The 25259-nt window shown below is 46.5% G+C and carries 21 protein-coding genes and 4 tRNA genes; 11 read left to right on the top strand and 14 right to left on the bottom strand.

Annotated features, from left to right (window positions below):
* Window positions 1-9 precede the first annotated feature (9 nt).
* The 4 genes from KI655_RS13590 (at window position 10) to KI655_RS13575 (ending at window position 619) form a co-directional block, all read left to right on the top strand.
* Window positions 10-94, top strand: a tRNA-Tyr gene (locus tag KI655_RS13590).
* Window positions 95-179: 85 nt separating this feature from the next.
* Window positions 180-264, top strand: a tRNA-Tyr gene (locus KI655_RS13585).
* Between the two features lie 85 nt (window positions 265-349).
* Window positions 350-434: transfer RNA gene (locus KI655_RS13580), tRNA-Tyr, on the top strand.
* Window positions 435-534: 100 nt separating this feature from the next.
* Window positions 535-619, top strand: a tRNA-Tyr gene (locus KI655_RS13575).
* A gap of 573 nt (window positions 620-1192) precedes the next feature.
* Here KI655_RS13575 and KI655_RS13570 read toward each other — a convergent pair.
* The gene (locus KI655_RS13570; RefSeq protein WP_285405920.1) at window positions 1193-2101 is read right to left on the bottom strand and encodes a Tim44 domain-containing protein; all 909 of its coding nucleotides are present in this window, start codon (window positions 2099-2101) and stop codon (window positions 1193-1195) included.
* Between the two features lie 197 nt (window positions 2102-2298).
* Here KI655_RS13570 and KI655_RS13565 point away from each other — a divergent pair, with 197 nt between their 5' ends.
* The 3 genes from KI655_RS13565 to KI655_RS13555 all read left to right on the top strand — a co-directional run bounded on the left by KI655_RS13565 (window position 2299) and on the right by KI655_RS13555 (window position 5868).
* On the top strand, window positions 2299-2889 hold the full coding sequence (locus KI655_RS13565) for a TetR/AcrR family transcriptional regulator (protein ID WP_285405918.1): 591 nt from the start codon (window positions 2299-2301) through the stop codon (window positions 2887-2889).
* Between the two features lie 33 nt (window positions 2890-2922).
* Entirely contained in the window at window positions 2923-4797 is a 1875-nt protein-coding gene (locus tag KI655_RS13560; RefSeq protein WP_285405917.1) for an MFS transporter, read from the top strand.
* 150 nt (window positions 4798-4947) lie between these two features.
* Window positions 4948-5868: a YeiH family protein gene (locus KI655_RS13555; RefSeq protein ID WP_285405915.1), complete on the top strand. Its 921-nt coding sequence runs from the start codon at window positions 4948-4950 to the stop codon at window positions 5866-5868.
* A 113-nt stretch (window positions 5869-5981) separates the two neighbouring features.
* Here KI655_RS13555 and KI655_RS13550 read toward each other — a convergent pair whose 3' ends face one another.
* The 7 genes from KI655_RS13550 to KI655_RS13520 form a co-directional block, all read right to left on the bottom strand.
* Window positions 5982-6146, bottom strand: a complete 165-nt coding sequence (locus tag KI655_RS13550; RefSeq protein WP_285405913.1) for a hypothetical protein — start codon at window positions 6144-6146, stop codon at window positions 5982-5984.
* 119 nt (window positions 6147-6265) lie between these two features.
* Window positions 6266-7801 (bottom strand): o-succinylbenzoate--CoA ligase, encoded by a 1536-nt coding sequence (menE, locus tag KI655_RS13545; protein ID WP_285405911.1) that lies wholly within the window; start codon window positions 7799-7801, stop codon window positions 6266-6268.
* A complete protein-coding gene (gene menC, locus KI655_RS13540; RefSeq protein WP_285405910.1) occupies window positions 7738-8745 on the bottom strand; it encodes an o-succinylbenzoate synthase in 1008 nt (335 codons plus the stop codon). The genes menE and menC overlap by 64 nt, the downstream gene beginning before the upstream one ends.
* A 75-nt stretch (window positions 8746-8820) precedes the next feature.
* Window positions 8821-9687: a 1,4-dihydroxy-2-naphthoyl-CoA synthase gene (menB, locus tag KI655_RS13535; RefSeq protein ID WP_285405909.1), complete on the bottom strand. Its 867-nt coding sequence runs from the start codon at window positions 9685-9687 to the stop codon at window positions 8821-8823.
* Between the two features lie 112 nt (window positions 9688-9799).
* A complete protein-coding gene (menH, locus tag KI655_RS13530; RefSeq protein WP_285405907.1) occupies window positions 9800-10600 on the bottom strand; it encodes a 2-succinyl-6-hydroxy-2,4-cyclohexadiene-1-carboxylate synthase in 801 nt (266 codons plus the stop codon).
* 9 nt (window positions 10601-10609) lie between these two features.
* Complete coding sequence (gene menD / locus KI655_RS13525; RefSeq protein WP_285405926.1) at window positions 10610-12334, bottom strand: 2-succinyl-5-enolpyruvyl-6-hydroxy-3-cyclohexene-1-carboxylic-acid synthase; 1725 nt, start codon at window positions 12332-12334, stop codon at window positions 10610-10612.
* 11 nt (window positions 12335-12345) lie between these two features.
* Window positions 12346-13653: an isochorismate synthase MenF gene (locus KI655_RS13520; protein ID WP_285405906.1), complete on the bottom strand. Its 1308-nt coding sequence runs from the start codon at window positions 13651-13653 to the stop codon at window positions 12346-12348.
* Window positions 13654-13944: 291 nt separating this feature from the next.
* On the opposite strand from KI655_RS13520, the gene KI655_RS13515 reads away from it, so the two are divergent.
* From KI655_RS13515 to KI655_RS13505, 3 genes are all read left to right on the top strand, one after another.
* A complete protein-coding gene (locus tag KI655_RS13515) occupies window positions 13945-15162 on the top strand; it encodes a pyridoxal phosphate-dependent aminotransferase (RefSeq protein ID WP_285405904.1) in 1218 nt (405 codons plus the stop codon).
* Window positions 15163-15253: 91 nt separating this feature from the next.
* A complete protein-coding gene (gene yfbR / locus KI655_RS13510) occupies window positions 15254-15838 on the top strand; it encodes a 5'-deoxynucleotidase (protein WP_285405902.1) in 585 nt (194 codons plus the stop codon).
* A gap of 72 nt (window positions 15839-15910) precedes the next feature.
* On the top strand, window positions 15911-17227 hold the full coding sequence (locus KI655_RS13505; protein WP_285405925.1) for an anti-phage deoxyguanosine triphosphatase: 1317 nt from the start codon (window positions 15911-15913) through the stop codon (window positions 17225-17227).
* 25 nt (window positions 17228-17252) lie between these two features.
* Here the strand turns inward: KI655_RS13505 and KI655_RS13500 are convergent, their stop codons facing one another.
* Window positions 17253-17870: a tRNA-uridine aminocarboxypropyltransferase gene (locus tag KI655_RS13500; RefSeq protein WP_285405900.1), complete on the bottom strand. Its 618-nt coding sequence runs from the start codon at window positions 17868-17870 to the stop codon at window positions 17253-17255.
* Window positions 17871-17879: 9 nt separating this feature from the next.
* On the opposite strand from KI655_RS13500, the gene rrtA reads away from it, so the two are divergent.
* Window positions 17880-18413 (top strand): rhombosortase, encoded by a 534-nt coding sequence (gene rrtA / locus KI655_RS13495; protein ID WP_285405897.1) that lies wholly within the window; start codon window positions 17880-17882, stop codon window positions 18411-18413.
* Between the two features lie 28 nt (window positions 18414-18441).
* Here rrtA and KI655_RS13490 read toward each other — a convergent pair whose 3' ends face one another.
* From KI655_RS13490 to clpX, 5 genes are all read right to left on the bottom strand, one after another.
* On the bottom strand, window positions 18442-18738 hold the full coding sequence (locus KI655_RS13490; RefSeq protein ID WP_285405894.1) for a helix-hairpin-helix domain-containing protein: 297 nt from the start codon (window positions 18736-18738) through the stop codon (window positions 18442-18444).
* Between the two features lie 184 nt (window positions 18739-18922).
* Window positions 18923-20788: a peptidylprolyl isomerase gene (gene ppiD, locus KI655_RS13485; protein WP_285405892.1), complete on the bottom strand. Its 1866-nt coding sequence runs from the start codon at window positions 20786-20788 to the stop codon at window positions 18923-18925.
* Window positions 20789-21004: 216 nt separating this feature from the next.
* Window positions 21005-21277, bottom strand: coding sequence for an HU family DNA-binding protein (locus KI655_RS13480; protein WP_004736083.1), 273 nt, complete (start codon window positions 21275-21277; stop codon window positions 21005-21007).
* Between the two features lie 192 nt (window positions 21278-21469).
* The gene (gene lon / locus KI655_RS13475; protein WP_285405787.1) at window positions 21470-23821 is read right to left on the bottom strand and encodes an endopeptidase La; all 2352 of its coding nucleotides are present in this window, start codon (window positions 23819-23821) and stop codon (window positions 21470-21472) included.
* 132 nt (window positions 23822-23953) lie between these two features.
* Complete coding sequence (gene clpX / locus KI655_RS13470; RefSeq protein ID WP_032549603.1) at window positions 23954-25234, bottom strand: ATP-dependent protease ATP-binding subunit ClpX; 1281 nt, start codon at window positions 25232-25234, stop codon at window positions 23954-23956.
* Window positions 25235-25259: the final 25 nt, after the last annotated feature.

Raw genomic sequence — 25259 nt, 5'->3', positions numbered from 1 at the left:
AAACACCCTGGAGGGGTTCCCGAGTGGCCAAAGGGAGCAGACTGTAAATCTGCCGGCTCCGCCTTCGATGGTTCGAATCCGTCCCCCTCCACCATATTCTTTCTTATGTTTGTCCCTTAAACATGAGAACAACTTGGAAGCTAGGTTGGGAAACTAACTTTTAAGTATAAAAATACCCTGGAGGGGTTCCCGAGTGGCCAAAGGGAGCAGACTGTAAATCTGCCGGCACTGCCTTCGATGGTTCGAATCCGTCCCCCTCCACCATATTCTTTCTTATGTTTTTCCTTTAAACATAAGAACAACTTGGAAGCTAGGTTGGGAAACTAACATTCAAGTATAAAAATACCCTGGAGGGGTTCCCGAGTGGCCAAAGGGAGCAGACTGTAAATCTGCCGGCACTGCCTTCGATGGTTCGAATCCGTCCCCCTCCACCATATTCTTTCTTATGTTTTTCCTTTAAACGTGAGAACAACTTGGAAACTAGGTTGGGAAACTAATTTTCAAGTATACTCTTTGTAGTATGAAAATTACCCTGGAGGGGTTCCCGAGTGGCCAAAGGGAGCAGACTGTAAATCTGCCGGCACTGCCTTCGATGGTTCGAATCCGTCCCCCTCCACCATATTCTCTTAAGAGATCGAAAAGCCAACTCACTGAGTTGGCTTTTTTTGTATCTAGGGTTTTATATTTCTAGTCAATTACATACCTATAGCGCACTTCACTAAAGGCAAGATAGTTGTCTCTTGTGAGCCTTCATATATTAATCACTCCAAACTTCACGGTGACGCATACATACTAAATAAGCCGCACAGCCTAAACAGTTTGTAGAAACTGGTTCTTCACATTCATTAGCTAATTGTTGTTTCTGTTGCAACGAAAGTTCAGGCTCTAGTATGGGTTCGAAAGACATGGTTATCTCAGGTAGGTGTGGTTAAAAGCAATGCAAATGGTTAGCTTGCATTTAGATTAGCTCACCTTACCAATAAGAGAAATTACTTAATATTTGTCGTGACGATATTCATTGTTTCAGAGTTCTCCATTCTAATCACTGCTCCGCCTTCCCTACGAATAACTTTCTTAGACCTGTCTACGAGGTAAGATAATTAAGAAAAAAAGCCCCCACAGATTTCTCTGTAGGGGCTTTCAATAATCAAGTCTCTGTCTGGCTAACTTATTAAGTTAGTCACGTGAGATCTTAACCTTGGATACCAACGATCAACCAAGGTGCATTTGGAGCGGTTAGGTCACGCTCTAGGTGCCAGATATCAGTAATATCTTCTTCGATACCTTCTACTGAATCACGATAGCGACCACTGAATTGAAGGCTCAATTGCGCTTTGCTGCCGTCATGGTCAGCACGAACAATCTCTGCATCCACATACATTACGTCTGTGTGTTGCTCGCCTTCAAGCTTGTTACGCTCAGCCTTCAGATCTTCGAATAGGCTTGGTGATACGTACTCTTCGATCGTATTCAGTTCATTGTGGTTCCAAGCACCTTGTAGAGTACGGTAGTGCTCGCGAGAACCATTGATGAATGCTGCTTGGTCGAACCCTGGTGGGTAGTTATGAGGAACATCGCTTTGTGCGCCAAAGCCAAAACCGCCTGCAGTACCTTGTGATTGAGGTTGTGCTTGTTCAAAGTTATGAACGTTCGGTTGTTGCTGTGGTTGCTCAAACTTGTTCTGACCCATACCACCAAACGCTGGCTGTTGGCCGCGCTGCTGGTTCATTGAGCCCTGCTTTGCACCTAACATGCCGCGTAGGAACTTAAACGCAAGGAATGCGATTAGGCCCATGATCAAGATATCCATGAACTGGATACCTTCAAACGCGCCACCGAAGAATGCTGCTAATAGACCACCCGCTAACAGGCCGCCTAGAATGCCGCCCATCAGACCTTTTTTGCTAGAGCCGGCCGCATTTGTTTTGCCAGCTTGGTCTTGCTTAATCGAGTTTGTGTTTTGCTGCTGTTGTTTAGGAGCGGGAGCCGTTTTGAAACTCTTACCAAATGACTTACCACCACCAAACTTTTTCGCTTCTGCGATTGGTGTCACCGCGACTGATACCATCAGAATCGCGATTAGTGAGAAAAATCGTTTCATTCTTATCCTTTATAGGTTTCGTTATCTTTCGACTCTTTAATCATACTCGTTAACAATGAACAATGAAATATTCACAGCGGCTACACATGTATCATAATATTGCTGAGATTAATTTAGCCCCTATTGAGTAAAGCAATTGACGCCTACTAGAGGGGGGGACTAAAATATTGAACGTTGTTCATTAATAGAAATACATCATGGCCAGAAGAAACGATCATACGCGCGAGCAATTAGTTCAGCTCACATTAGACACTGTTACACAATTTTTGGAGGAGCACTCATATCATGAGTTAAGCCTACGAAAAATCGCGAACATGATCGGATATGTGCCAAGTACCCTAGTCAATGTATTCGGTAATTACAATCTGCTTCTTTTGCACGTGGTTGCTAAAACCCTCGATGAACTTTCCGCCGAAGCCGGTGCTGCAGTAAAGCAATCCAGCAACCCGCAAGATGCGCTGTTTAACTTGGCGTACTGCTACCACGACTTTGCTCTAAAGCACCCAAACCGCTGGCAGCTGGTGTTTGAGCACAACATGAATGGTGAGAACCTGCCGCAATGGCAATCGAGTCGTATCGATAAAATGACGGGCATGCTTGAACAACTGCTTCTCGCCATTGCTCCCCATCACACCGAGAAAGAAGTGTTAAAAGCGAGCCGAGTACTCTGGTCTGGTGTACACGGTATTACACTATTAAGCGTGGATGACAAGTTCTTCGCATCCGAACCTATTGATGGTAAAGACCTGATTAATAACCTACTATCGAATTACTTAACTAATTGGTAAGCCGTAAAGGTCGCACATGAACAAGGTTCGCACATGAAGAGCAGCAGCCAGTCTTCGCTGTTAACGCAACAAAGGTTCCTACCCTATTTTATTACCCAATTTCTAGGTGCCTTTAACGACAATATTTTCAAAAACGTGTTACTGCTTTTTGTCGCCTTCGCGAGCGTCGACACTCTGCCTGTGTCCAGTAACCTGTTTATTAACCTCGCAGCAGGTTTGTTTATACTGCCATTTTTCCTGTTTTCCGCACTCGCGGGTGTTCTTGCCGATAAATACGAAAAGTCTTGGTTTATCCGTAAGGTTAAGCTGCTTGAAATCGTGATCATGTCTTTAGGTGCGATTGGCTTTATCTATGAAAGCTACGGGATTCTGCTGCTATTACTGTTTCTCATGGGTACCCAAAGTGCCTTCTTTGGTCCGGTGAAATACGCACTTCTACCACAACAACTGGAACCAAAAGAGTTGGTTTCTGGCAATGCTTTGGTTGAGACCGGCACCTTCCTTGCGATTTTAATCGGTACATTAGGCGCAGGGCTGATCGCCTCTCATGAGAGCGCAAAAATCGTCGCCTCTGTTTGTATCGTGCTATTTGCGGTTCTCGGTTATAGCGCGAGCTGTTTTATTCCGAACGCGCCAAGCAATGCGCCGGACATGAAAATCAAATGGCAGCCGATTAAACTCACCCGTCAAACCTTGAAGATTGCTAAAAAAGACCGCCCAACATTCCAGGCTTTAATGGCAATTAGTTGGTTCTGGTTTTTAGGCGCGGCTTATCTAACCCAGTTCCCGAATTTTACTAAGATTCACCTAAACGGCACTGAGAGTGCGGTTGCTTTCCTGTTGGCTCTATTCTCAGTCGGTATCGCCATCGGCTCATTAGCATGTGACAAGCTGTCTAATCACCGTATCGAGATCGGCATCGTACCTATGGGTAGCCTAGGTATTTCCCTATTTGGCCTTTTAATGGCGCTGGCCGTTCCAGAAAGCCTGCCACAATTTGAGTCATTCAATCAATTTATTGGTCATTCAGAGCTTTGGCCGCTGTTTGCTTACCTGTTATTACTGGGCATTTCAGGCGGTATTTTCATTGTTCCCCTGTATGCGCTGATGCAGTTCCGAGCAGAACCAAATGAGCGAGCTCAGGTCATTGCAGGACTTAACATCTACAACTCACTGTTTATGGTGGGCAGTGCTGTACTCGGTATCGTCTGTTTAAGTTTGCTTGAGATGACGATTGTAGAGTTGTTTGTCTTACTAGCGACCCTCAATACACTGATTGTGTTTTACCTTTTTTATCAAGTGCCTATTTATGCGTTCCGATTCTTTACTTGGATCGTGACGCACACCATGTACCGCGTGAAACACAAGAACCTTCACCACCTTCCTGAAAAGGGTGGCGCACTGATCATTTGTAACCATGTCAGCTATATGGATGCCTTGTTGTTGAGTGCGGTTTGTCCACGCTTAATCCGATTTGTGATGGAAGAAGACTACGCCAAGCTGCCTCCACTGCGCCGTTTCTTGAAACGAGCTGGCGTGATCCCTATTTCGGCGACCAACCGACGCTCTATTCGTAATGCCTTTAACGAGGTCGAACAGGCTCTGCACGATGGACACATTGTCTGCATCTTCCCAGAAGGGCGTTTAACGTCAGATGGAGAGGTCGGTGAGTTCATGCGCGGTATGGAACTGATCATCAAGCGTTCACCCGTTCCAGTCATCCCTATGGCACTAAAAGGCTTATGGGGGAGTTACTTCAGCCGTTACAAAGGACGAGCGTGCAAAGGCTTGCCAACACGATTCTGGACTAAGCTTGAAATCGAAGCGGGTGATGCCATTGACCCTAAACAAGCGTCATGCGATGTGTTGCGCGATAAGGTCGTAAAACTTCGAGGCGAATTTCGTTAAAGCTCGCTCAGATTAATAGGTACGATAGTGACAACGAACAAACGTTCAGTTTTTCTTAACGTTTGTTCAGTTCATTTAGACTTACTTATCGATCGTTTAAACGTATAGTGCTCTCTAATTCACCCTATAATAATCGAACACTGATATCACATGAGCTTCAACAAAAGCATCCCCTTTTATCTTGCTGCCCTTTTCTGCTTAACCCCGTGGGTAAGCTCCCCCACTGCGCTTGTTATCGGCTTTCTATTGGCGAGTCTGGGCTTGGTACCAGAACACCTACAGGTCGGTAAAATCACCAAAAAGTTACTTGCCTACTCCATCGTCGGACTGGGCTTTGGAATTCAATTTGAAAAAGCCCTAGCAGTCACGGGTGACGGCATTGGACTGATCATCACAACCATTATTGGCACGCTGGTTATCGGTTGGTTCTTAGCCAAGCGTATGGGCCTCGACCGCACCACTGGCTATCTGATTTCATCGGGCACGGCGATTTGTGGTGGTAGCGCAATTGCTGCAGTCGCACCTGCAATTAAAGCGGATGATGAGCAGATTGGTCTAGCTCTGGCAACTGTGTTCGTATTGAACTCAATTGCGCTGTTTATCTTCCCAATGATTGGTCACGCACTAGAGCTTAGCCAACACACCTTTGGTACTTGGGCTGCGATTGCCATTCATGATACCTCTTCAGTTGTGGGCGCAGCTTCTGCCTATGGTGAAGAAGCATTAACAACCGCAACCACACTGAAACTGGCTCGTGCTCTTTGGATCATTCCAATTGCTCTTGTCAGTGCGATGATCTTCAAGAGTGAAGAGAAGAAAATCACCATTCCTTACTTCATTTTCTTCTACTGTGCAGCCATTGCAGTCAGCGATTTACTGCCACAGTTTGAGATGGTGTATCAAGGGATCTTTGATATTTCTAAGCGTGCATTAGTTGTATGTCTGTTTTTGATTGGCTGTGGCATCTCTGTTGAGAAACTGAAAGCGGCTGGCCCGAAACCACTTATGTTTGGCATCACCATGTGGGTGTTGATCTCTGTTGGCTCGCTAAGTTGGCTCCTCTTCGCCTAACCTAAAATCCAGCTCAAAGACGCCCAGCTCAAAAACGAAAAACCCTCACCATTGTTACCACAGTGGTGAGGGTTCTTTTTTCGAGGCGCTTTCTTAGACGGATTGATTGACGCTTACTGCGTGACTGTCGTCTTGGACTGTTTTTCCTTTCTCTGCATCATCACTAATACTACCACCAATACAAATGCTGTCAGCTCAGCAAGAGAGCGAGTTAATCCATGCGAGATGAGAGCTTGTCCTAGTTGCAGCAGAACTGCAAAGATAAGAGCAATTTTCATGTCTGAAGCCTTATTCAATAGTCCCTTATAATCAGGCTTCATTATGATAGATAGTTATAAAGATAATAAATTCTGTTTTGAACTATTTCATACCCATTTCGACTAAGCTACTGCTCTGGTTAACTCGTCTTACTTTTGAGCCAGTCCGCCAACTGCTTCCTCGAAACCTTAATACCTTCTTGTTTCAGTTGTGGCATTGCATAGTAGTTCTTAGGAATTTTGAATTTCTCTAGATATTTCAACAGAAACGCCTGATAGACATCGGCACTTTCTAACTGGTCGCAGTCGATGATCGCTACTGGACGCTGTCCGAACTCTTTATCATCAACTGGAACAACAAAGGCTTGTCGTATCGCTGAGTGCTTGTTGAGGGCTGACTCTATCTCTTCACAGTGGATATTCTCACCGCCAGAAATGAATTGGTTATCCGCTCGTCCAATGATGGTGATGCGCTCACCTTCCCACCTACCGAGATCTTTGCTATCGAACCACCCCTGCTGATTTTTCAACGGCGTAATTTGCCCCTGATGATAGTAACCACTCGCTAAGGTGTCGCCGCCTATCCAAATTCGGCCTTGGTCAATCTTAATTGCGCGATTTGGCAACACGCATCCCGCATCTGAGTGTGCATCAACTGGCTTTGCCGTTACCGTTGATGCCGCTTCCGTCATGCCGTAACCGATCCAAGTTTCGATACCGCGTTGGTTGGCTTCCAAAGCAAGTTGATTTGGAATATGACTGCCACCAAGCAATACATAACTCAGCGAGAGTGGACACTCACTATCAAGCAAGCGTCTAAGCTGAGTCGCGACCAGTGATGCATGAGTACAACCCTTGATGTCACTCTCTAACCCTTGATGACCCACTTTCAGCGTTGCACCCGCCACCAGCCAACGATAAATAATCGCCAACCCAGAGACGTGATACATAGGTAAGCTCAAAAGCCAAGAGTGTGTTGAACCAAACTCGAACTGCGCCAACAGTCCACTCGCCGATGCGATGTGCTGCTCAGAGGTATGCGCGACTGCTTTGGGGTTGCCCGTCGAACCCGATGTGAACACGATAGAGGCAAGGTCACTTTTCTCGCTATGTCTATCGAGACTCGTAGAGCATTCAAAGCTAGCAATCGCATTTAAGCTCGGTAGCTCGATGAGTTGAGCATCGAGGTCAGCCATTTCTGATTGGGTGTCAGTAAAGGCGACAAAGCGGCGCTGACCTTGACGATACAGAGTCGTCAACTTCTGCTCAAGCTTGGATGGCGGCTGAGGCATGGTCATCGCCACCAATACACCCAGTTTTAGTGATGCCAGATAAGCCACCACTAACTCACAGCTGTTTCTGCCCACTACAGTCAGTATGTCGCCGTGAGACAGTCCTTGCGCGTGCAGATAACCAGAATAACGTTCAACCAAGTCACTAAACTGAAGCCAATTGATTGTTTGAGAAGCGGTAATTAAAGCGCAGCTATTAGGAGTCGTTTTAGCCCAGTGCTGCCATAAGGATTGAGTAGAGTTCACGAGTGCACTTGATGAAGAAGTTAACAGCTCATCAGAGTTTGATGAGCTGTATTGATGTTGAGGATGCAAACCGCTTACGACTGCCAGATCAGCAGCTGATTTTCTAACGGCTCTAGTGGTAGATCGCTGTTCGGCCATGCCACTTCAAGTTGAGATTGGAACAGACCGATGGTGTCTAAGCCCGGAACCTCATCAGGCAGGTATTGATGCGCTAGGCGTGCAATTTGTGTCAGGCCGAGACTAGTTTCAATGCTGGAGCTAAGAACCGGCTTAATACCCAGCTGTTTTGCTCGCTCAATGATGGCCACGCAGCGTTCAACAGAACCAATTAGAGTCGGCTTAATTACCACCGCTTTAGCACCCGTGAGATCACTGAGATTGAAATCAGAACGCTTAACCGCATCTTGCAAGGTTTCATCCCAAGCAATGGCAACGCCGTTATCAATCGCAAACGCTAAGCTGTCTTCTGGTTGCTGGCACGGCTCTTCGATAAAGCTAATACGCTGACGCAATGACGGCGAAATGTACTTAATGAACTGTTTGGCTTTCTCTGGCTTCCAAGCGCGGTTGGCATCAAGACGTAGGCTCAGATCAGGAATTGATTCTAAAAACAGGCTTACTAGCATGCCATCACGAATCGCCTCATAGAGGCCGACCTTAACTTTCGCGACCTTCTCACCTTCCATCTCATTAAGTACAGGTATCAATTCATCAGGGTCACCCGTACACAGTGGCGCAGCGCGGTAGTTGCCCTGCTCTCCCAATTCACCCTCAAGCTCCATCATCGCCATCGACAAACCGAAAGCAACCGACGGGTAGAGGTCTTCATAAGGGGTGAGCGGCTTATTGTGGCTCCACAACTCTAACTGCTCTTGCAGCTGAATACCCGCTTGCTCTGTATCTTCCAAGCTAAAACCCGGCAGTGGAGAAACTTCTCCGAGCGCTTGCTTCCCGTCACTCTCTAATTGAATCACGTAACCGATACGTTGACTCAACTTGCTATCACGTAGCACCACACCGCTATCCATAAGTAACTGATAACGATAGAGTTTGGCAGTGCGTATTGTATTGATCGTGTTCATAAGCCTTCCTAGTGAACAAAAGCTTTAAAAACACAATGAGCCGCATTATGCGACTCATTGTGTTGTTTGAATGGGTTATGGGTTACGAGGGAACTTGTCGAAGTCGGGGCGACGTTTTTCGTTGAAGGCATTACGACCTTCTTGGCCCTCTTCCGTCATGTAGAACATCATAGTGGCATTACCTGCTAGCTCCTGTAGACCCGCTTGACCATCACAGTCTGCGTTAAGTGCCGCTTTCAGGCAGCGCAGTGCCATTGGGCTGTGTTGTAGAACCTCACGACACCAACGTACCGTCTCTTTCTCTAGGTCTTCTACAGGAACAACCGTATTCACTAAGCCCATGTCCACCGCTTCTTGAGCGTCGTAGAAGCGACATAGGAACCAGATTTCGCGAGCCTTCTTCTGACCCACGATACGAGCCATGTAAGAAGCGCCCCAACCGCCATCAAATGAGCCTACTTTCGGGCCAGTTTGACCAAATTGTGCATTTTCAGCGGCGATCGTTAGGTCACACATCATGTGCAGTACGTGACCACCGCCAACAGCCCAACCAGAAACGGCAGCAATGACAGGCTTAGGACACGTGCGGATTTGGCGTTGGAAATCTAATACATTTAAGTGGTGTGTGCCTGAATCATCTTGGTAACCGCCGTAATCGCCACGGATACTTTGGTCACCACCAGAACAGAATGCTTTCTCACCCAAGCCAGTCAGAATAATTACGCCTACTTTCTCGTCGTAACGAGCGTCAGCCAGTGCGTTAATCATCTCTTTTACGGTTTGTGGACGAAACGCATTATGAACTTGAGGACGCGCAATCGTGATCTTCGCAATACCGTCGTCTGACTTGTGGTATTGGATGTCTTCATATTGACTGCCTTCATCGCTCCAGTTTACTGCTGCGTAAAGTTCTTCTTCGGTGATGCCTACTGTTTTCGCCATGGTGGTTCCCATTGTTATATTCGTGATCGCTGCCGATTCATGACAGCGTCGCAATGACTGTATCAATTGCTATCTACATAAAGCGTTTTTACGTAATGCTCTGACTACGAGTTCAATCATGCTTATTAATGCATTGGATGATCAAATTGGAAAATAGTTCAGGTTGCTCAAAATGGACGTTATGTCCTGCATGATCGACCTGACTAAATTCAAAGCCGCTACTCTCTGCCAATTCAATGAATTTACGATCTTTTTTACCGCAAATATAATGCAGTTGATGCTCACAAGATTTCAATGTGGCACGTAAATCCGGTTGCTTAGCGAGTGATGTAGATAACAACATATTTGCTACGGATACTCCAAGGTTACCACTACGCTTTATGACCAAAGTTTGTCTTTGCTCATGATTTAGTGAAGAAAAGACGCTTTGTTGATACCAATCGTCTAAAACATCTTCAATTGATTGCTGTGCAAAGCGTACCGCCCACTGGGTATCGTGCACTAGACGTTGCGCTCTTGCATCGTCACAATCGAGGCCAAAGTTGCCGCCTTCCACCACCACCTTCACCAAGTTTAACCCCTCAAACTTGTGGCTAGTGACGCCATACATGGCTAAGCGGCCGCCGAGTGAGTAACCAATTAAAACAATGGGATAGTCTTCTGGGAGCTGATATTGCTGCAGCTGAAACTGCACATTCTGGACGATTTTCTCACAACAGTGATCAAAGCCTACCGGGTCAACAAAACAGCTCTTGCCGTGCCCGGGTAAGTCGATACACAATCGCGGATATTCAGATAGATATGAGTGACATGCACTCCAATCCTCTCCGCTTCCGAGTAGACCATGCAAAAATACAAGCAAAGGCTTCTCTGATGAGGTTTGCTCAGCGGGATAATAGGTGGAGAAAAGCATGTCGACTCCTTAGGCTAACGCCTCTTTTAACATTGAATTGAACTGCTTCAATAAACTAGATGCCTGCTCTGGCGGGGTTTTGACCTCCACCAGTAGTGCACCACTTCCCTGCTCAAAATGTGATTCAATAACATTCTGATATTGAGTGAGGGTTTCAGGGGCTGCGTATTGCAATCGGAACTGCGCCGCTGCGTGTTCAAAGCTATACCCATGAGGCATCTGATAGAGAGATTGTTTCTGTTGCTGAGGAACGGGTAGTAAGTCAAAAATTGCACCGCCATCATTGTTGGTCACCACAATAACCATAGGTGTTTCAGATTCGCTAAGCAGAGCCAAAGAGTTCAAGTCATAGAGCAGAGAAGTGTCACCAATCAGCATCAACATCGGTTGTTGATTGACTTTGAGTGCACCCGCCGCTGTAGCGACCAATCCATCGATTCCTGACGCGCCACGATTACTGTAAACAGAGCGGCTTGGCACTGCCGACAACATATCCACCAATCTCACCATTAGGCTGTTTCCAACAAACAACTCTCGCCCTCTAAGTCTAGCCGACAAATCGACCGCGACACTGAGCTCTGTTAATTGGTCGTCGTTCATGAGTTGAGCGTGCGCTTGCTGAGCCACGCACTGAGACACGGCTTTGACACTCTCTGCCCAGCCAGCATAGTGTGCGTGTAAGCTCGGCAATGTTTGGCTAGCAACCCACTGAACAGGCTGCGCTACAATATGCGTTTGAGGGAGGTGATCTTGGTTGATGCAGTGACTGTCTGAAGATATGACAAGGTACTGCTGCGGAGTAAATGCTCTCGCTTGTTGCTTCATCCACTGGTTCAGGCGCTTAGATACAATGCGTTCACCAAATTGAATAATACAGTCACACTCGCTCAAGCCGCGCGCAGCTTCTGGGATTTGCAACCACAAGTCGTAATACTGCCATTCACTCTCCAAGCCAGATTGTGGGTCACACAACACAGGCCAACCCAACGATTCAGCGAACTGCTTTGCTGCTTTAGCTTGTTCAAGTTCCAGCGAACCTATGACTACAACACCGCGGCGTTCAAGATAATCACACGGTGATACGTTAGGCGTTGTCGCAGTAAGGCGATAGGATTTTGAGGTGTAGGTTTTTTCGCTCTCCTGCCAATTAGCCACCGATGCGCAGTAGTCACGATAGATATCCGCAGACTCGTTAGAATAGAGCGGCTCTGGATATGGACAATTAATGTGAACAGGGCCGCCATGAGCACTTTGTCGCGCTAACACGTCATCGAGAGAGCTCAACAACCAGTTCAATGATACTTGGGTCGTTGGACTTGGCAGGTTAAGTGCGCCTTCAACGTGCTGCGAAAAAATCCCCAATTGCTGTATCGCTTGGTTTGCACCGCAATTGACCAATTCAACGGGCCTATCTGAGGTCAGTAAAATCAATGATTCACAAGTTAATCCCGCTTCAGCCACAGCCGGTAAAAGATTGGCAACCGCGGTACCAGACGTCACGATAACCGCCACTTTTCCTTGCGTCGCTTTGGCTAAGCCGAGTGCAAAAAAGCCAAGGCCACGCTCATCAAAATGCGTGTGGATAGTCAATTTGGTGTTGGCTTGTGCTTCTAAAGTTAGCGGCGTAGAACGCGAGCCTGGCGCAATACAGACATGCTCTACCCCACTGCGCGCTAGCTCTTCTAGCAGCGTCGATGACCAAATTCGATTGAGAACGGCTTGGTCATGATTCAAAGGTTGTGAACTCATGATGCCACACCCAATGGCGGGTGCTCAGAGATCAAACTCAACAGCGTCGACATCTTCTTGTTCAATTCTTGCCATTCGTGCTCGGCAACAGATCCGGGTACGATCCCCGCACCAGCAAACAGCTGTACCTGATCGTTGACGATCAAAGCGCTGCGAATAGCGACACAGAATTCAGCACGTTGATGACTGATATAACCCACAGAGCCCGCATACCAGCCTCGAGCAAACGGTTCATGTTTCAAGATAAAGTCCATTGACTCTTTGCGAGGTAAACCCGCTACAGCGGCAGTGGGTTGCAGCGTGCCGAGTAGTTGTACCCCGTTGACCCCGGCATGTAGCTGTGCATGAATATGACGTTTTAAATGCTGTACTTTACGAAGGCGAACCAATCGAGCCTCTTTCTCGACGTTCACAGAGTGAGAATACGCTGTTAAGCGGTCCACAATGTCGTCCACCACATACTGGTTCTCGTTCAGGTTCTTCTGATCTTGAGTAAGCCAATTGGCTAGCTCCATATCTGAAGAGGCGCTGTTACCACGACCTATCGTACCCGCCAGTGCTTCTGTATCTAGCTCAGTGCCATGACGGCTGTACAACCTTTCAGGTGTCGAGCCAATAAAACTGTGTTTCGAGTCGAGAACCAACATAAAGTGAAAGCTGTTGTGGTTCTTTTGATAGCTGGCTTTGAGAAGCTGCGCGGCACAAATCGGTTCATCAAGCTGCACTGTGGTTTTTCGAGCCAACACCACTTTCTTGAAATCGTCGTTTTCAATACCGGTTAGGACTTTTTCAACAAGGCCGTTCCACTCAGGCTGTTCTGGAGTGTGATTGATTTGCTCAATATGAGCGGTCAATGGTGACAATACGGCTGCGTCTGCCGATAACTTTTTCAAAGCATTAATCGACGTAATACGATCAGGCGTTAAGTTCACCGCCAAAGACCATTGGTCATCAAAGCGGATCAGCTCAATTTGTGGCAGGAAGAAAAACGACTCCATACAGCGTCGATTCTTTTCAGTGTGCCCATCAAAAGAGCGGCCACCCCAGATGCGTTGCTCTTCACCGAGGATTGCATAAGCGGGAGCGGGATCAGAAAAGGTATGAAGTTGTCCTAGCGCAACGACCTCTTCTCGAGTGTCACGAGACTGCCAGTAGAATTTGGGGAATAGCGGTTGAGCATGAAGCCAATCAATAAATGCAAACGGTGGTTTTTGCTTAAGAACTTCAACACAACGAACTTCGCCAGCTTGGGCATTTTGAACTCGCTCAATCAAAGCGGAGATGGTTTGTTGGAAATGTGACAAATCGACCTCGTTCACATCTAATTTATTATTATATTAGTTTGATACTTTATGGGTAGCACCTACTTAGATCAAGAATGTCTAAAATCTTTTCGGTATTCCTGTGATTTTACGCGCCTCCGCGCCTGACTTGTAACGCTTATGTCAGCATTTATGAAAACCCTCTCCTCACCGCCAGAAAGTCCATTGGCTAAAGGTTATCCGGAATTATCTTATTGTTCAGATTTTTATTCTATCAAACGCCAATTTAGGGTACTTTAATAAAGTATTTAAATAATTTTTAGGAAATCGGCAATGCAAAATATCGGGATGTCGTCAAAACTCAACAGTGTATGCTATGAGATCAGGGGACCTGTACTAAAACATGCTAAACGCATGGAAGAAGAAGGACATAAAATCCTGAAGCTAAATATTGGTAATCCGGCCCCGTTTGGTTTTGACGCCCCAGATGAAATCCTCGTTGACGTAATCCGCAACCTTCCGACATCTCAAGGTTACTGCGATTCGAAAGGTATCTACTCTGCACGTAAAGCCGTGGTGCAGCACTACCAAAAGAAAGGACTGCGCAACCTAGACGTTGAAGATGTGTACATCGGAAACGGTGCATCAGAGCTTATCGTAATGTCGATGCAAGCACTGCTAAATAATGGCGATGAAATCTTAGTTCCCGCTCCTGACTACCCACTGTGGACAGCCTCTGTTGCGCTATCAGGCGGTAAAGCCGTTCACTACATGTGTGATGAAGAGAACGACTGGTATCCAGACCTAGATGACATGCGCGCTAAGATCACGCCAAAGACGCGCGGCATTGTTCTTATTAACCCAAACAACCCAACCGGTGCCGTTTACAGTCGCGACTTCTTATTGCAAGTGATCGAGATTGCTCGTGAACACAAGTTGATGATCTTCGCCGATGAGATCTACGACAAAGTGCTTTACGACGGTGCAGTACACACCTCTATTGCAACACTTGCCGAAGATATCCTAATGGTGACCTTTAACGGTCTATCTAAAGCTTACCGAGTCTGTGGCTTCCGTGGCGGTTGGATGTTCCTAACGGGTCCTAAACACCTTGCGAAGGGCTATGTAGAAGGCCTCGAAATGCTCGCGTCCATGCGTCTGTGTGCAAATGTGCCGATGCAGCACGCGATTCAGACAGCATTAGGCGGTTATCAGAGTATCAACGAACTGATCCTGCCGGGCGGCCGCCTGTTAGAACAGCGTGACCGAGCTTGGGAGCTGATCAACAAGATCCCAGGTGTGTCATGTGTGAAACCAAAAGGCGCGATGTACCTGTTCCCGAAAATCGATACTGAGATGTACAACATCAAGGACGACCAGAAGTTCGTACTCGATTTCCTCAAGCAAGAGAAAGTACTGCTCGTGCAAGGTACTGGCTTTAACTGGCCGAAACCAGATCACTTCCGAATCGTGACCCTGCCGCACATTGAAGACTTGGAAACCGCGATTGGTCGCCTTGAGCGCTTCCTATCGACCTATAGCCAAGAATAATTCATAGATAACAAGGCTTTAATTTAGCCTGAATCGCTTCTATTCTTAAAAGGCTCCTACTGGAGCCTTTTGTCATTTAGGAAGGAAGCGTATGACTCAAAGCCATTTCTTTGCTCATCTTGCCCGCATGAAGCTGATTCAACGTTGGCCTCTAATGCGTTCTGTCTCTACCGAAAATATCTCTGAGCACTCCTTACAGGTTGCGTTTGTCGCCCACGCATTGGCTGTCATCAAGAACAAGAAGTTTGGGGGCCAGCTCAACCCAGAGCACATTGCCTTACTTGGAATGTACCACGACACTAGTGAAGTTCTGACGGGTGATCTCCCTACGCCTGTGAAGTATTACAACCCAGACATCGCCAACGAATACAAAAAGATAGAAGCCGCTGCCGAACAGCGCTTATTGTCGATGTTGCCTGAAGAATTTAGAGAGGACTTTGCACCATTTCTACTCTCTGGAAGCGCTAATCAAGATGAGCAAAGCATCGTCAAGCAGGCCGACACCATCTGCGCCTACCTCAAATGTTTGGAAGAGCTCAGCGCCGGCAACCATGAGTTTGAACAAGCCAAAAGGCGCTTAGAAGAGACCCTTTCACAACGCGCCAGCCCAGAAATGGATTATTTTTTAACGACTTTCGCGCCAAGCTTCGAATTATCACTAGACGAGATAAGTTAGCTAGGTATAAGTTGTGACTATCACTCCTAACCAATAGGTGCTCATTTGACGGTTTCAAACACACCGACTCTGATGCTTGCTGAACAGTGGCAGGCACGCAACGACGACGAACATAAAATCCGTAGAGATGACCACAGAAGTCCGTATCAACGTGACCGAGCTCGTGTGCTTCACTCTGCAGCCTTTCGACGATTGCAAGCGAAGACCCAAGTTCACGGAACCGCCATCAACGACTTTCACCGTACGCGCCTTACTCATTCTCTTGAAGCCGCACAGTTGGGTACAGGTATCGTTGCCCAACTTAAAAAGAAGCAGCCTGAGTTTCGTGAACTATTGCCCTCTGACAGTTTGATTGATTCTCTATGTCTTGCCCACGACATTGGACATCCTCCCTATGGGCATGGTGGTGAAGTGGCGCTTAACTATATGATGCGTGACTACGGCGGCTTTGAGGGTAATGCTCAAACTTTTCGTATCGTGACCCAGCTAGAGCCTTACACTGAACATCACGGTATGAATCTATCAAGACGTACTCTGCTCGGCCTGATTAAATACCCATCATTGATCAGTCAGATCAAAGCCAAGTCGATGCACAAACCGGTTAAGCACCAAAGACAGCTAAGAGCCAAAGATTGGATGCCCGCCAAAGGGATCTACGACCACGACGAAGCTCTGTTTGATTGGGTACTTGCACCGCTCTCTGACGGCGACCAAGCACTGATTAAACAGCCGAGACAAGCCGAAGTGGGCGCTTTTGAGCACAATAAAACCAAGTTTAAGTCTTTAGACTGTTCAATCATGGAGTTGGCCGATGACATCGCCTACGGCGTCCACGATTTAGAGGATGCGATTGTGTTGGGTTCGGTGACTAAAGCCCAGTGGATGGAGTCAGCCTACCCTCAGCTTCAAGATGCCGATGACCCTTGGATCGCTCGCCATCTAGATTCGATTACTGAGATGCTCTTTTCTGGAGAGCAATACCGCCGCAAAGATGCGATTGGCGGAATCGTCAATGCCCTACTGACCAGTATCTCGATTAAGCCTGTTGATGCGAACTTCGAGAACCCATTGCTCTCTTACAACGCCTATCTTGAACCGAGCATGGATCTAACATTAGATAAGCTCAAGCACTTCGTGAGTGAGTACGTCATTCAAGTACCGCAAGTTCAGGTCATTGAATACAAGGGACAGCAGATCATTATGGATATGTTTGAAGCCTTTAGCGCCGACCCTGAGCGTCTATTGCCGCTACCTATTAAAAAACAGTGGCAAGCACACACTGAAGAGTGTCGTAAGATGAGGGTGATTGCGGACTATATCTCATCAATGACTGATGATCTTGCCCAGAAAATGCACCAACAACTGTTCTCGGCACATACCGAGTTCTAACAAGCTAAGCTTCACTGAGACGCACCTAGCCTAAGTAATTTTTCTCAAACACACCCGGCGGCATTTGGTCGATTTGAAACTGAATCATTCGATCAAATGCTGTAAGCAGAGGGGTAAAATCTCGTGATGGCTGAAGTAAGCTCAACAAGTGATAGCCAGCTTCAACCGTCGAGAGGCTATTCTCACTTGGCGCTTTGCGAATCCTATAGTTACCTTTTAGCTCTTTAGGCAGGTGTAGGGTATCGAGTCGCTGTAAGTTAGAAGACACTTGCCACATCTTGAAGGCTTTCTTCCAAGTCCCGTCGAGCAAAATCACACGCAGTTTTTTATTCGCTCTACCACCCGAACTATTTTCAGTCAGCTGTTCGACCGATAGAGAAGACTCTCCAGGATACAAAATCGCGTGGTGATAACCCTCGTCGCTCAATAAACGGTTAAGCAATTCATGGTCAGAAAAATCTTCACCAATCAAAGTCACACTATTTTCGAGAGACAATGACAAGATACGTGCGGTACCCATCGGCCTGTGCTCTTCTGATGGGTGCTGAAGAATGATAAGCTCAACATCCGATTCGAGTGGAGTTATCCACTGGCAAATACACGCTTTCAAGGCCTTACGGCACTGGGGGCAATAACGAGACATGGATTTACGGTGTACCCTGCTTTAGTTTTTACTTCACTGATGTGTGTGCTGTTCCAGTTCGACCCGATTCAATCTTGGGTCGTTTGGGATCATAATGCGATCGCCAATGGACAATGGTGGCGCATCGTAACAGGAAACTTTTCCCATACCAACCTTTCGCATTTGGCAATGAACCTTGCTGGATTATGGGTGATCTGTTTTGTATTTCAACCAAGCCGAGTACGACTCCTAGCTTATCTGTTAATTGTCAGCCTATTTACCGGAACGGGACTTTTAGCGACCGATATCCAAAGTTATGTCGGTTTATCTGGAACCCTACACGGGCTGTTTGGTGTATTCGCACTGACAGAGGCGCTGACAGGGCGACGCTCAAGTTGGTTACTGGTTGCAGGGCTAGTTGCGAAAGTCGCATGGGAGCAGTTTGTGGGGCCTTCTACTACAACAGGCGCATTGATCAATGCTCGTGTTGCGATTGAAGCCCATCTCATTGGGGCGATAGGTGGTTTTCTGTTGGCTTGGGTTAAGGTAAAACGAAGAATATGAAGGGCTCACCCCTTCATATTTAGTCCTATTACAGCTCAATTCTTTTACGGTTCTTCTCAACCGTTGCCGAGCCAATACCTTTTACATTGGCGAGGTCTTCCGGCTTTTCAAACGCGCCATTTTGGTCGCGATACTGCACAATTTCTTGCGCTTTCTTGTTACCGATTCCCACCAACAAAGCAGACAACTCTTCTGCTGTAGCCGTATTTATATTTACCGTAACTTCAATTCCCTCATACAGCTCGGCTTTAGACGGGCTATCTGCCCAAACTGAAGCACTAAAGGCAATCACAAAAGACATTAAGAGAGTATGTAGGTATTTCATTTTTCGCTCCGTTTCATGATATGAAAACTTAACGTTACTCTGTCAGAAATAGCCACTGTAGTTTGTATAGATAAAAATAAAGCGGGCCACCTAAGTGACCCGCTTTGAGTTACATCTGATTTTCATTGTCGTGTAGGCTGACTCGCAAACCTACTCTTCAAGCTATCAATCACGTACCTTGCTATTACTGACCTTGACCTACGATGTAGTATTCAACGTCTGCATTCTTACGAAGTACGTTCAGAACGTTCGTTAGGTCTTGTTGATTACCAACACGCTCTAGTTGTGCACCGATTTGAGTGCTGTAAGCTGGGTTGATATCTGCAGTCACCTTAGAAAGCTCTACAACAACGATGTTGCCGTTCTGGTCTTTCGCTTGACCAAATACCGCTTTATCCGCTTCAGGCTTCGCAAATGCAAACACAGAGCTTGCTAGTGGAGAGCTACGGTCAATCGTTTCAAGTTCGCTAAACGCTAGGTCATTTTCAGCCAGTACCGCTTCGTTACCCGCTTTCAGCTCATTAACTAGAGAAACGCCCAGTTCAATTGCTTGCTGCTCTGCTTTCACGTTAGAAAGTGCTGCTACAACTTGGTCATTCACTTCTTCTAGCGGTAGAACGGTTTCGTCACGCGTTTCTTCAACACGAACGACGATAACATGCTCAGGTGCCACTTCGATAACTTCCGAGTTTAGACCGTCTTCTTTCACTTCTGGGCTAAGAATCGCTTGCATTACTGATGGCGTCTTAAGAAGCTCAGGCGCATCGATTTGAGAAACGAAATCCGTTGTATGGATTTTAGCGTTAATCGCTTCTGCAGAGTCATCCAGTGAATCTGGGTACTCAAATGCAACTTTCTCAAGTTCAGTCTGTAGCTCGTAGAACTGGTCAACCGCTTCTTGGTCTAGCAGCTCTTGCTTGATTTCAGCTGCAACTTCAGAGAATGGTTGTGCTTTAGAGTCTTGTAGCTCGTCTAGCTTGATGATGTGGTAACCAAACTCAGACTTAACTAGGCCCGTTGTATCACCTACATTTTGAAGTGCAAAAGCTGCATCTTCGAAAGCAGGGTCCATCACATCACGCTCGATCCAACCTAGGTCACCACCAACATCAGCGCTACCGAAATCGTCCGACTTCTCTTCTGCTAGTGCTGCAAAATCAGCACCTGCGTTTAGCTCGTCAAGAATCGCTTGTGCTTTCGCTTCGTCGTCACCTTGAACAAGGATATGGCTTACTTTGCGTTGCTCTTCTGTCGAGTACTTGTCTAGGTGCTCGTTGTAGTACTGCTCAGCTTGCTCGTCAGTTACGTTGATTTGACCTTTCAGTGCTTCAGCAGAAAGTTCAATGTAAGACACCTTAGCTTGCTCTGGGCGAGTGTACGCTAGAGGGTTTTGCTGGTAGTACTCTGCAATCTCTTCTTCTGTTAGCTCAACGTTTTTCGCCAGTTCAGCAACAGATAGCGTCACCGTGCGGATATCACGAGTTTGAGCAATCAGTTTGCTTTGCGTGTCGATCTCACCTTGTAGAACAAACTCACTGCCTTGTAGTGCAGTTACCAGTTGGTTGCGCATTAGGTCACGACGCATGTACTCAGCAAAACTTTCTGGACCAAAGCCTGCACGACGAAGTGCCGCTTGGTAAACTTCTTGATCAAATTGACCCGCAGTTTGGAACTGTGGCATCTCAAGAATCATCGTACGGATTTGTGAATCGCTGATGCGTAGGCCAAGTGATTCAGCTTGCTGCTCAAGCAGTACGTCGTTGATCATGCGATCAAGTACTGATCTACGGAAAGACTCTACGTATGCAGGGTCTGCAAGCATTTGAGAGAAGTAATCGCCAAGTTGTGATTGCATACGATTACGCTCGTTTTGGTAAGCTTGTTCAAACTCACCACGACCGATTTCAGTATTACCAACTTTCGCTGCCGCGTTGTTACCGCCACCTGTGATGTAGCTGCCTACACCTGCGAATACGAATGACAGGATAATCAACCCAAGGATAATTTTTACCGCGATGCTATTCACGCCTTCGCGTAATCGATCCATCATAATTTAAGTGCTCTCCGGATATGAAGCATGGGCTTCAACATAAAAATCTTATTCACGCGATATTATCAGAAAAAGAAATGCGCATCAGTAGGATGCGCATAATTTAAATTAGTTCAATGTGCTTTGCACAATAACTGTTTAAGAATGAAACATCATTTTTCAAACAGCTAACGCATCTTGCTACCTTGGCTTAACGAGCGCCTAGGTACCGCAATATTAGTTACATGCGTCTTTTAGTGCTTTACCAGCTTTAAAGCCAGGTACTTTTGCTTCTGCAATTTGGATTTCTTCACCAGTCTTAGGGTTACGACCTGTGCGAGCTGCACGAGTACGTACACTGAAAGTACCAAAACCAACAAGTGCTACTTGGTCACCTGATTGAAGTGTTGTGCCAACTGCTTCGATGAATGCGTCTAGAGCGCGGCCAGCTGAAGCTTTAGAGATATCTGCGTTTTCTGCGATTGATTCTACTAGTTGTGTTTTATTCACTGTGTTTCCCCTCTTTGTCATCTGCGACTAATTTAGGATGACGGTACGTTCCATTTTGGTTTTAATTTAGCCGAAAGCCTTATTGCAAAAGGGCTTGCGGCTTTAGTCAATTAACTTAGCGCCCAAAAAAAACGCTGACAAGCCTTTTTAAGCTCATCAGCGTAATTCTTTACTTATTTTTGCTGCTCATCACTATTTTTCAGCGACAAACTCGACCCCTGACGGATCTCGTTCTAGTGCAACTTTCAGTACTTCATCAATCCACTGCACTGGAATCACTTCCAGATCAGCGATTACGTTGTCTGGAATCTCTTCCAAATCACGCTCATTATCTTTTGGAATCAGTACTGTTTTGATGCCACCACGGTGTGCAGCAAGCAGTTTTTCTTTCAAGCCACCGATAGGTAAAACTTCACCACGAAGGGTAATTTCACCTGTCATACCGACTTCAGCTTTCACAGGGTTACCCGTTAGGCTAGACACCAATGCTGTACACATTGCGATACCCGCACTTGGGCCATCTTTTGGTGTCGCACCTTCAGGTACGTGAACGTGGATATCACGCTTCTCGTAGAAATCTGAGTTGATACCCAGTTTTTCTGCGCGAGAACGTACCACAGTCATCGCCGCTTGAATCGACTCTTTCATTACGTCGCCAAGAGAACCAGTCTGCGTTAGCTTACCTTTGCCCGGCATCGCTTCTGTCTCGATAGTCAGAAGATCACCGCCAACTTGAGTCCACGCAAGGCCAGTTACTTGACCAATTCGGTTGCTCTCGTCCGCTTTACCAAAGTCGTGGCGCTGAACACCTAGGTACTCTTTCAAGTTATCCATAGTGACAGTCACAGACTTAAGATCGCTATCCAGCAGGATGTTCTTCACTGCTTTACGACAGATCTTAGAAATCTCACGCTCTAGGCTACGTACACCCGCTTCACGCGTGTAGTAACGGATAATACCGATGATTGCTGAATCTTCGATAGTGATCTCGGTTGGCTTAAGACCGTTACGCTTCACTTGCTTATCAACAAGGTGACGTTTTGCGATGTTTAGCTTCTCGTCTTCGGTGTAACCTGATAGACGGATAACTTCCATACGGTCCAGCAGTGGGCCCGGAATGTCCATCGAGTTAGACGTAGCAACAAACATAACGTCTGACAGATCGTAATCTACTTCTAGGTAGTGATCGTTAAACGCATTGTTTTGCTCTGGATCGAGTACTTCTAGCAGCGCTGAAGATGGGTCGCCACGCATATCAGAAGACATCTTGTCGATCTCATCCAATAGGAACAGTGGATTCTTCACGCCAACTTTAGACATCTTCTGGATAAGCTTACCCGGTAAAGAGCCAATGTACGTACGACGGTGACCACGAATCTCTGCTTCATCACGCACGCCGCCTAGCGCCATACGCGTGTACTTACGACCTGTAGCAGCCGCGATAGAGCGACCTAGCGAGGTTTTACCTACACCAGGAGGACCAACAAGACAAAGAATTGGACCTTTCAGCTTGTTGATACGGTTCTGTACCGCCAAGTACTCAAGAATACGTTCTTTAACACGCTCTAGACCGTAATGGTCTTCGTTTAAGATCTCTTCTGCTTTCGCTAGATTCTTCTTAACTTTAGAGCGCTTCGCCCAAGGCACACCAACCATCCAGTCAATATAGCTACGAACCACTGTTGCTTCTGCCGACATTGGCGACATCATCTTCAGCTTTTGCAGCTCTTGCTCGGTCTTTTCACGCGCTTCTTGCGGCATTTTTGACTCTTCGATCTTCTTCTTCAGAGTCTCGAATTCGTCTGGAGCATCGTCCATCTCGCCAAGTTCTTTCTGAATCGCTTTCATTTGCTCATTCAGGTAGTACTCACGCTGAGATTTTTCCATCTGCTTCTTAACACGACCACGGATGCGTTTTTCTACCTGCAGGATATCAATTTCTGATTCCATTTGGCCCATCAGGAACTCTAGACGCTCAGTCACATCTAGAATCTCTAGTACGTGCTGTTTGTCTACCAGTTTAAGTGGCATGTGTGCTGCGATGGTATCCGCTAGACGAGCGGCTTCATCAATCCCATTCAGAGACGTTAGTACCTCTGGTGGAATCTTTTTGTTTAGCTTAATAAAGCCTTCGAATTGATTGATCGCGCTGCGAACAACCACTTCTTGTTCTTTTTCGTCAAGTTCTGAGGTGACAACGTATTCTGCATCTGCAAGGAAGAATTCACTTTCTTTGAATTGGTGAATTTTCGCACGCTGCTGACCTTCAACAAGCACTTTTACAGTGCCGTCAGGTAGCTTTAAAAGCTGAAGAATCGTAGCAACGGTACCTACTTCGAATAGGTCGTCGATTGAAGGCTCATCAGTATCCGCTTCTTTCTGCGCCACTAGTAGCACTTGTTTGTTAGCTTCCATTGCCGATTCTAGGCAAGTAATCGATTTTTCACGACCAACAAACAGTGGAATAACCATGTGTGGGTAAACCACTACATCACGTAGAGGCAGCACGGGGATCTCGATACGCTCGGAACGTTCCAAGTTCATATATTTCTCTCTTCCGCTTTAACTTATAAAGCAGTATATGGGGCTTAAACGACTGGATTCAATGGAAGAATAAAAAAAAGGAGGTAATTGCTTACCTCCTTTTGGAATTTGAGTCACTAGTCTAAAAAAGACCTACTCTGCAACTGCCGCTTGGTTCTCTGAATTGCTGTAGATAAGAAGAGGTTCAGACTCTCCATTAATTACAGACTCATCAATCACAACCTTGCTTACATCTGTTGATGATGGCAGTTCGTACATGGTTTCTAGTAGCACGCCTTCTAAGATAGAACGTAGACCACGAGCACCTGTTTTACGGCTCATTGCTTTCTTAGCAATTGCGCGCAGTGCGTCTTCGCGGAATTCAAGTTCTGTGTCTTCAAGTTCGAATAGCGCAGCGTACTGTTTAGTCAGTGCGTTCTTCGGCTCACATAGAATTTGAATTAGCGCTTCTTCGTCTAGTTCTGTCAGTGTGGTTGTCACCGGTAGACGACCAATGAATTCTGGAATTAGACCGTACTTCACTAGATCTTCAGGTTCAACTTGAGTGAATAGCTCACCAATTGTTTTGGTTTCATCTTTTGAACGCACTTCTGCGCCAAAGCCGATACCAGAACCTGTTTCTACACGTTGCTCAATCACTTTATCTAGGCCAGCAAATGCACCGCCACAGATAAATAGGATCTTAGATGTGTCCACTTGCAAGAACTCTTGCTGTGGATGCTTACGACCACCTTGAGGCGGTACTGAAGCGACTGTGCCTTCTACAAGTTTTAGAAGTGCTTGCTGTACACCTTCACCAGACACGTCACGCGTGATTGATGGGTTTTCAGCTTTACGAGAAATCTTATCGATTTCATCGATGTAAACAATGCCACGTTCCGCTTTCGCAACGTCGTAATCACACTTCTGTAGCAGCTTCTGAATAATGTTTTCTACATCTTCACCCACGTAACCCGCTTCGGTTAGTGTGGTTGCGTCTGCCATAGTAAATGGAACGTCTAGGAAACGAGCCAGTGTTTCTGCAAGTAGCGTTTTACCACTACCTGTAGGGCCGATAAGCAGGATGTTACTCTTACCTAGCTCTACGCCTTCAGCTGTTGTATCACCATTACGTAAACGCTTGTAGTGGTTATATACTGCAACTGCTAGCACTTTCTTCGCATACTCTTGACCGATTACATAGTCATCAAGGTGCTCTCGAATCTCACGCGGCGTTGGCAGCGCTTCCGACTCTTTCTTAGGAAGAACATCTTTGATTTCTTCACGAATAATGTCGTTACAAAGGTCGACACATTCGTCACAAATGTAAACAGAAGGGCCTGCGATTAACTTGCGAACTTCGTGCTGGCTTTTGCCACAGAAAGAGCAGTAAAGCAGTTTACCGCTACCACCCTCTTTGCTTTTATCTGTCATTCGCTAACCTCTTAGCCTTTACTCT

The organism is Vibrio sp. D404a, assembly GCF_030248535.1.
GTDB lineage: Bacteria > Pseudomonadota > Gammaproteobacteria > Enterobacterales > Vibrionaceae > Vibrio.
The sequence above is the reverse complement of the archived record's forward strand: the minus strand, read 5'-3'. Positions and strand labels throughout refer to the sequence as shown.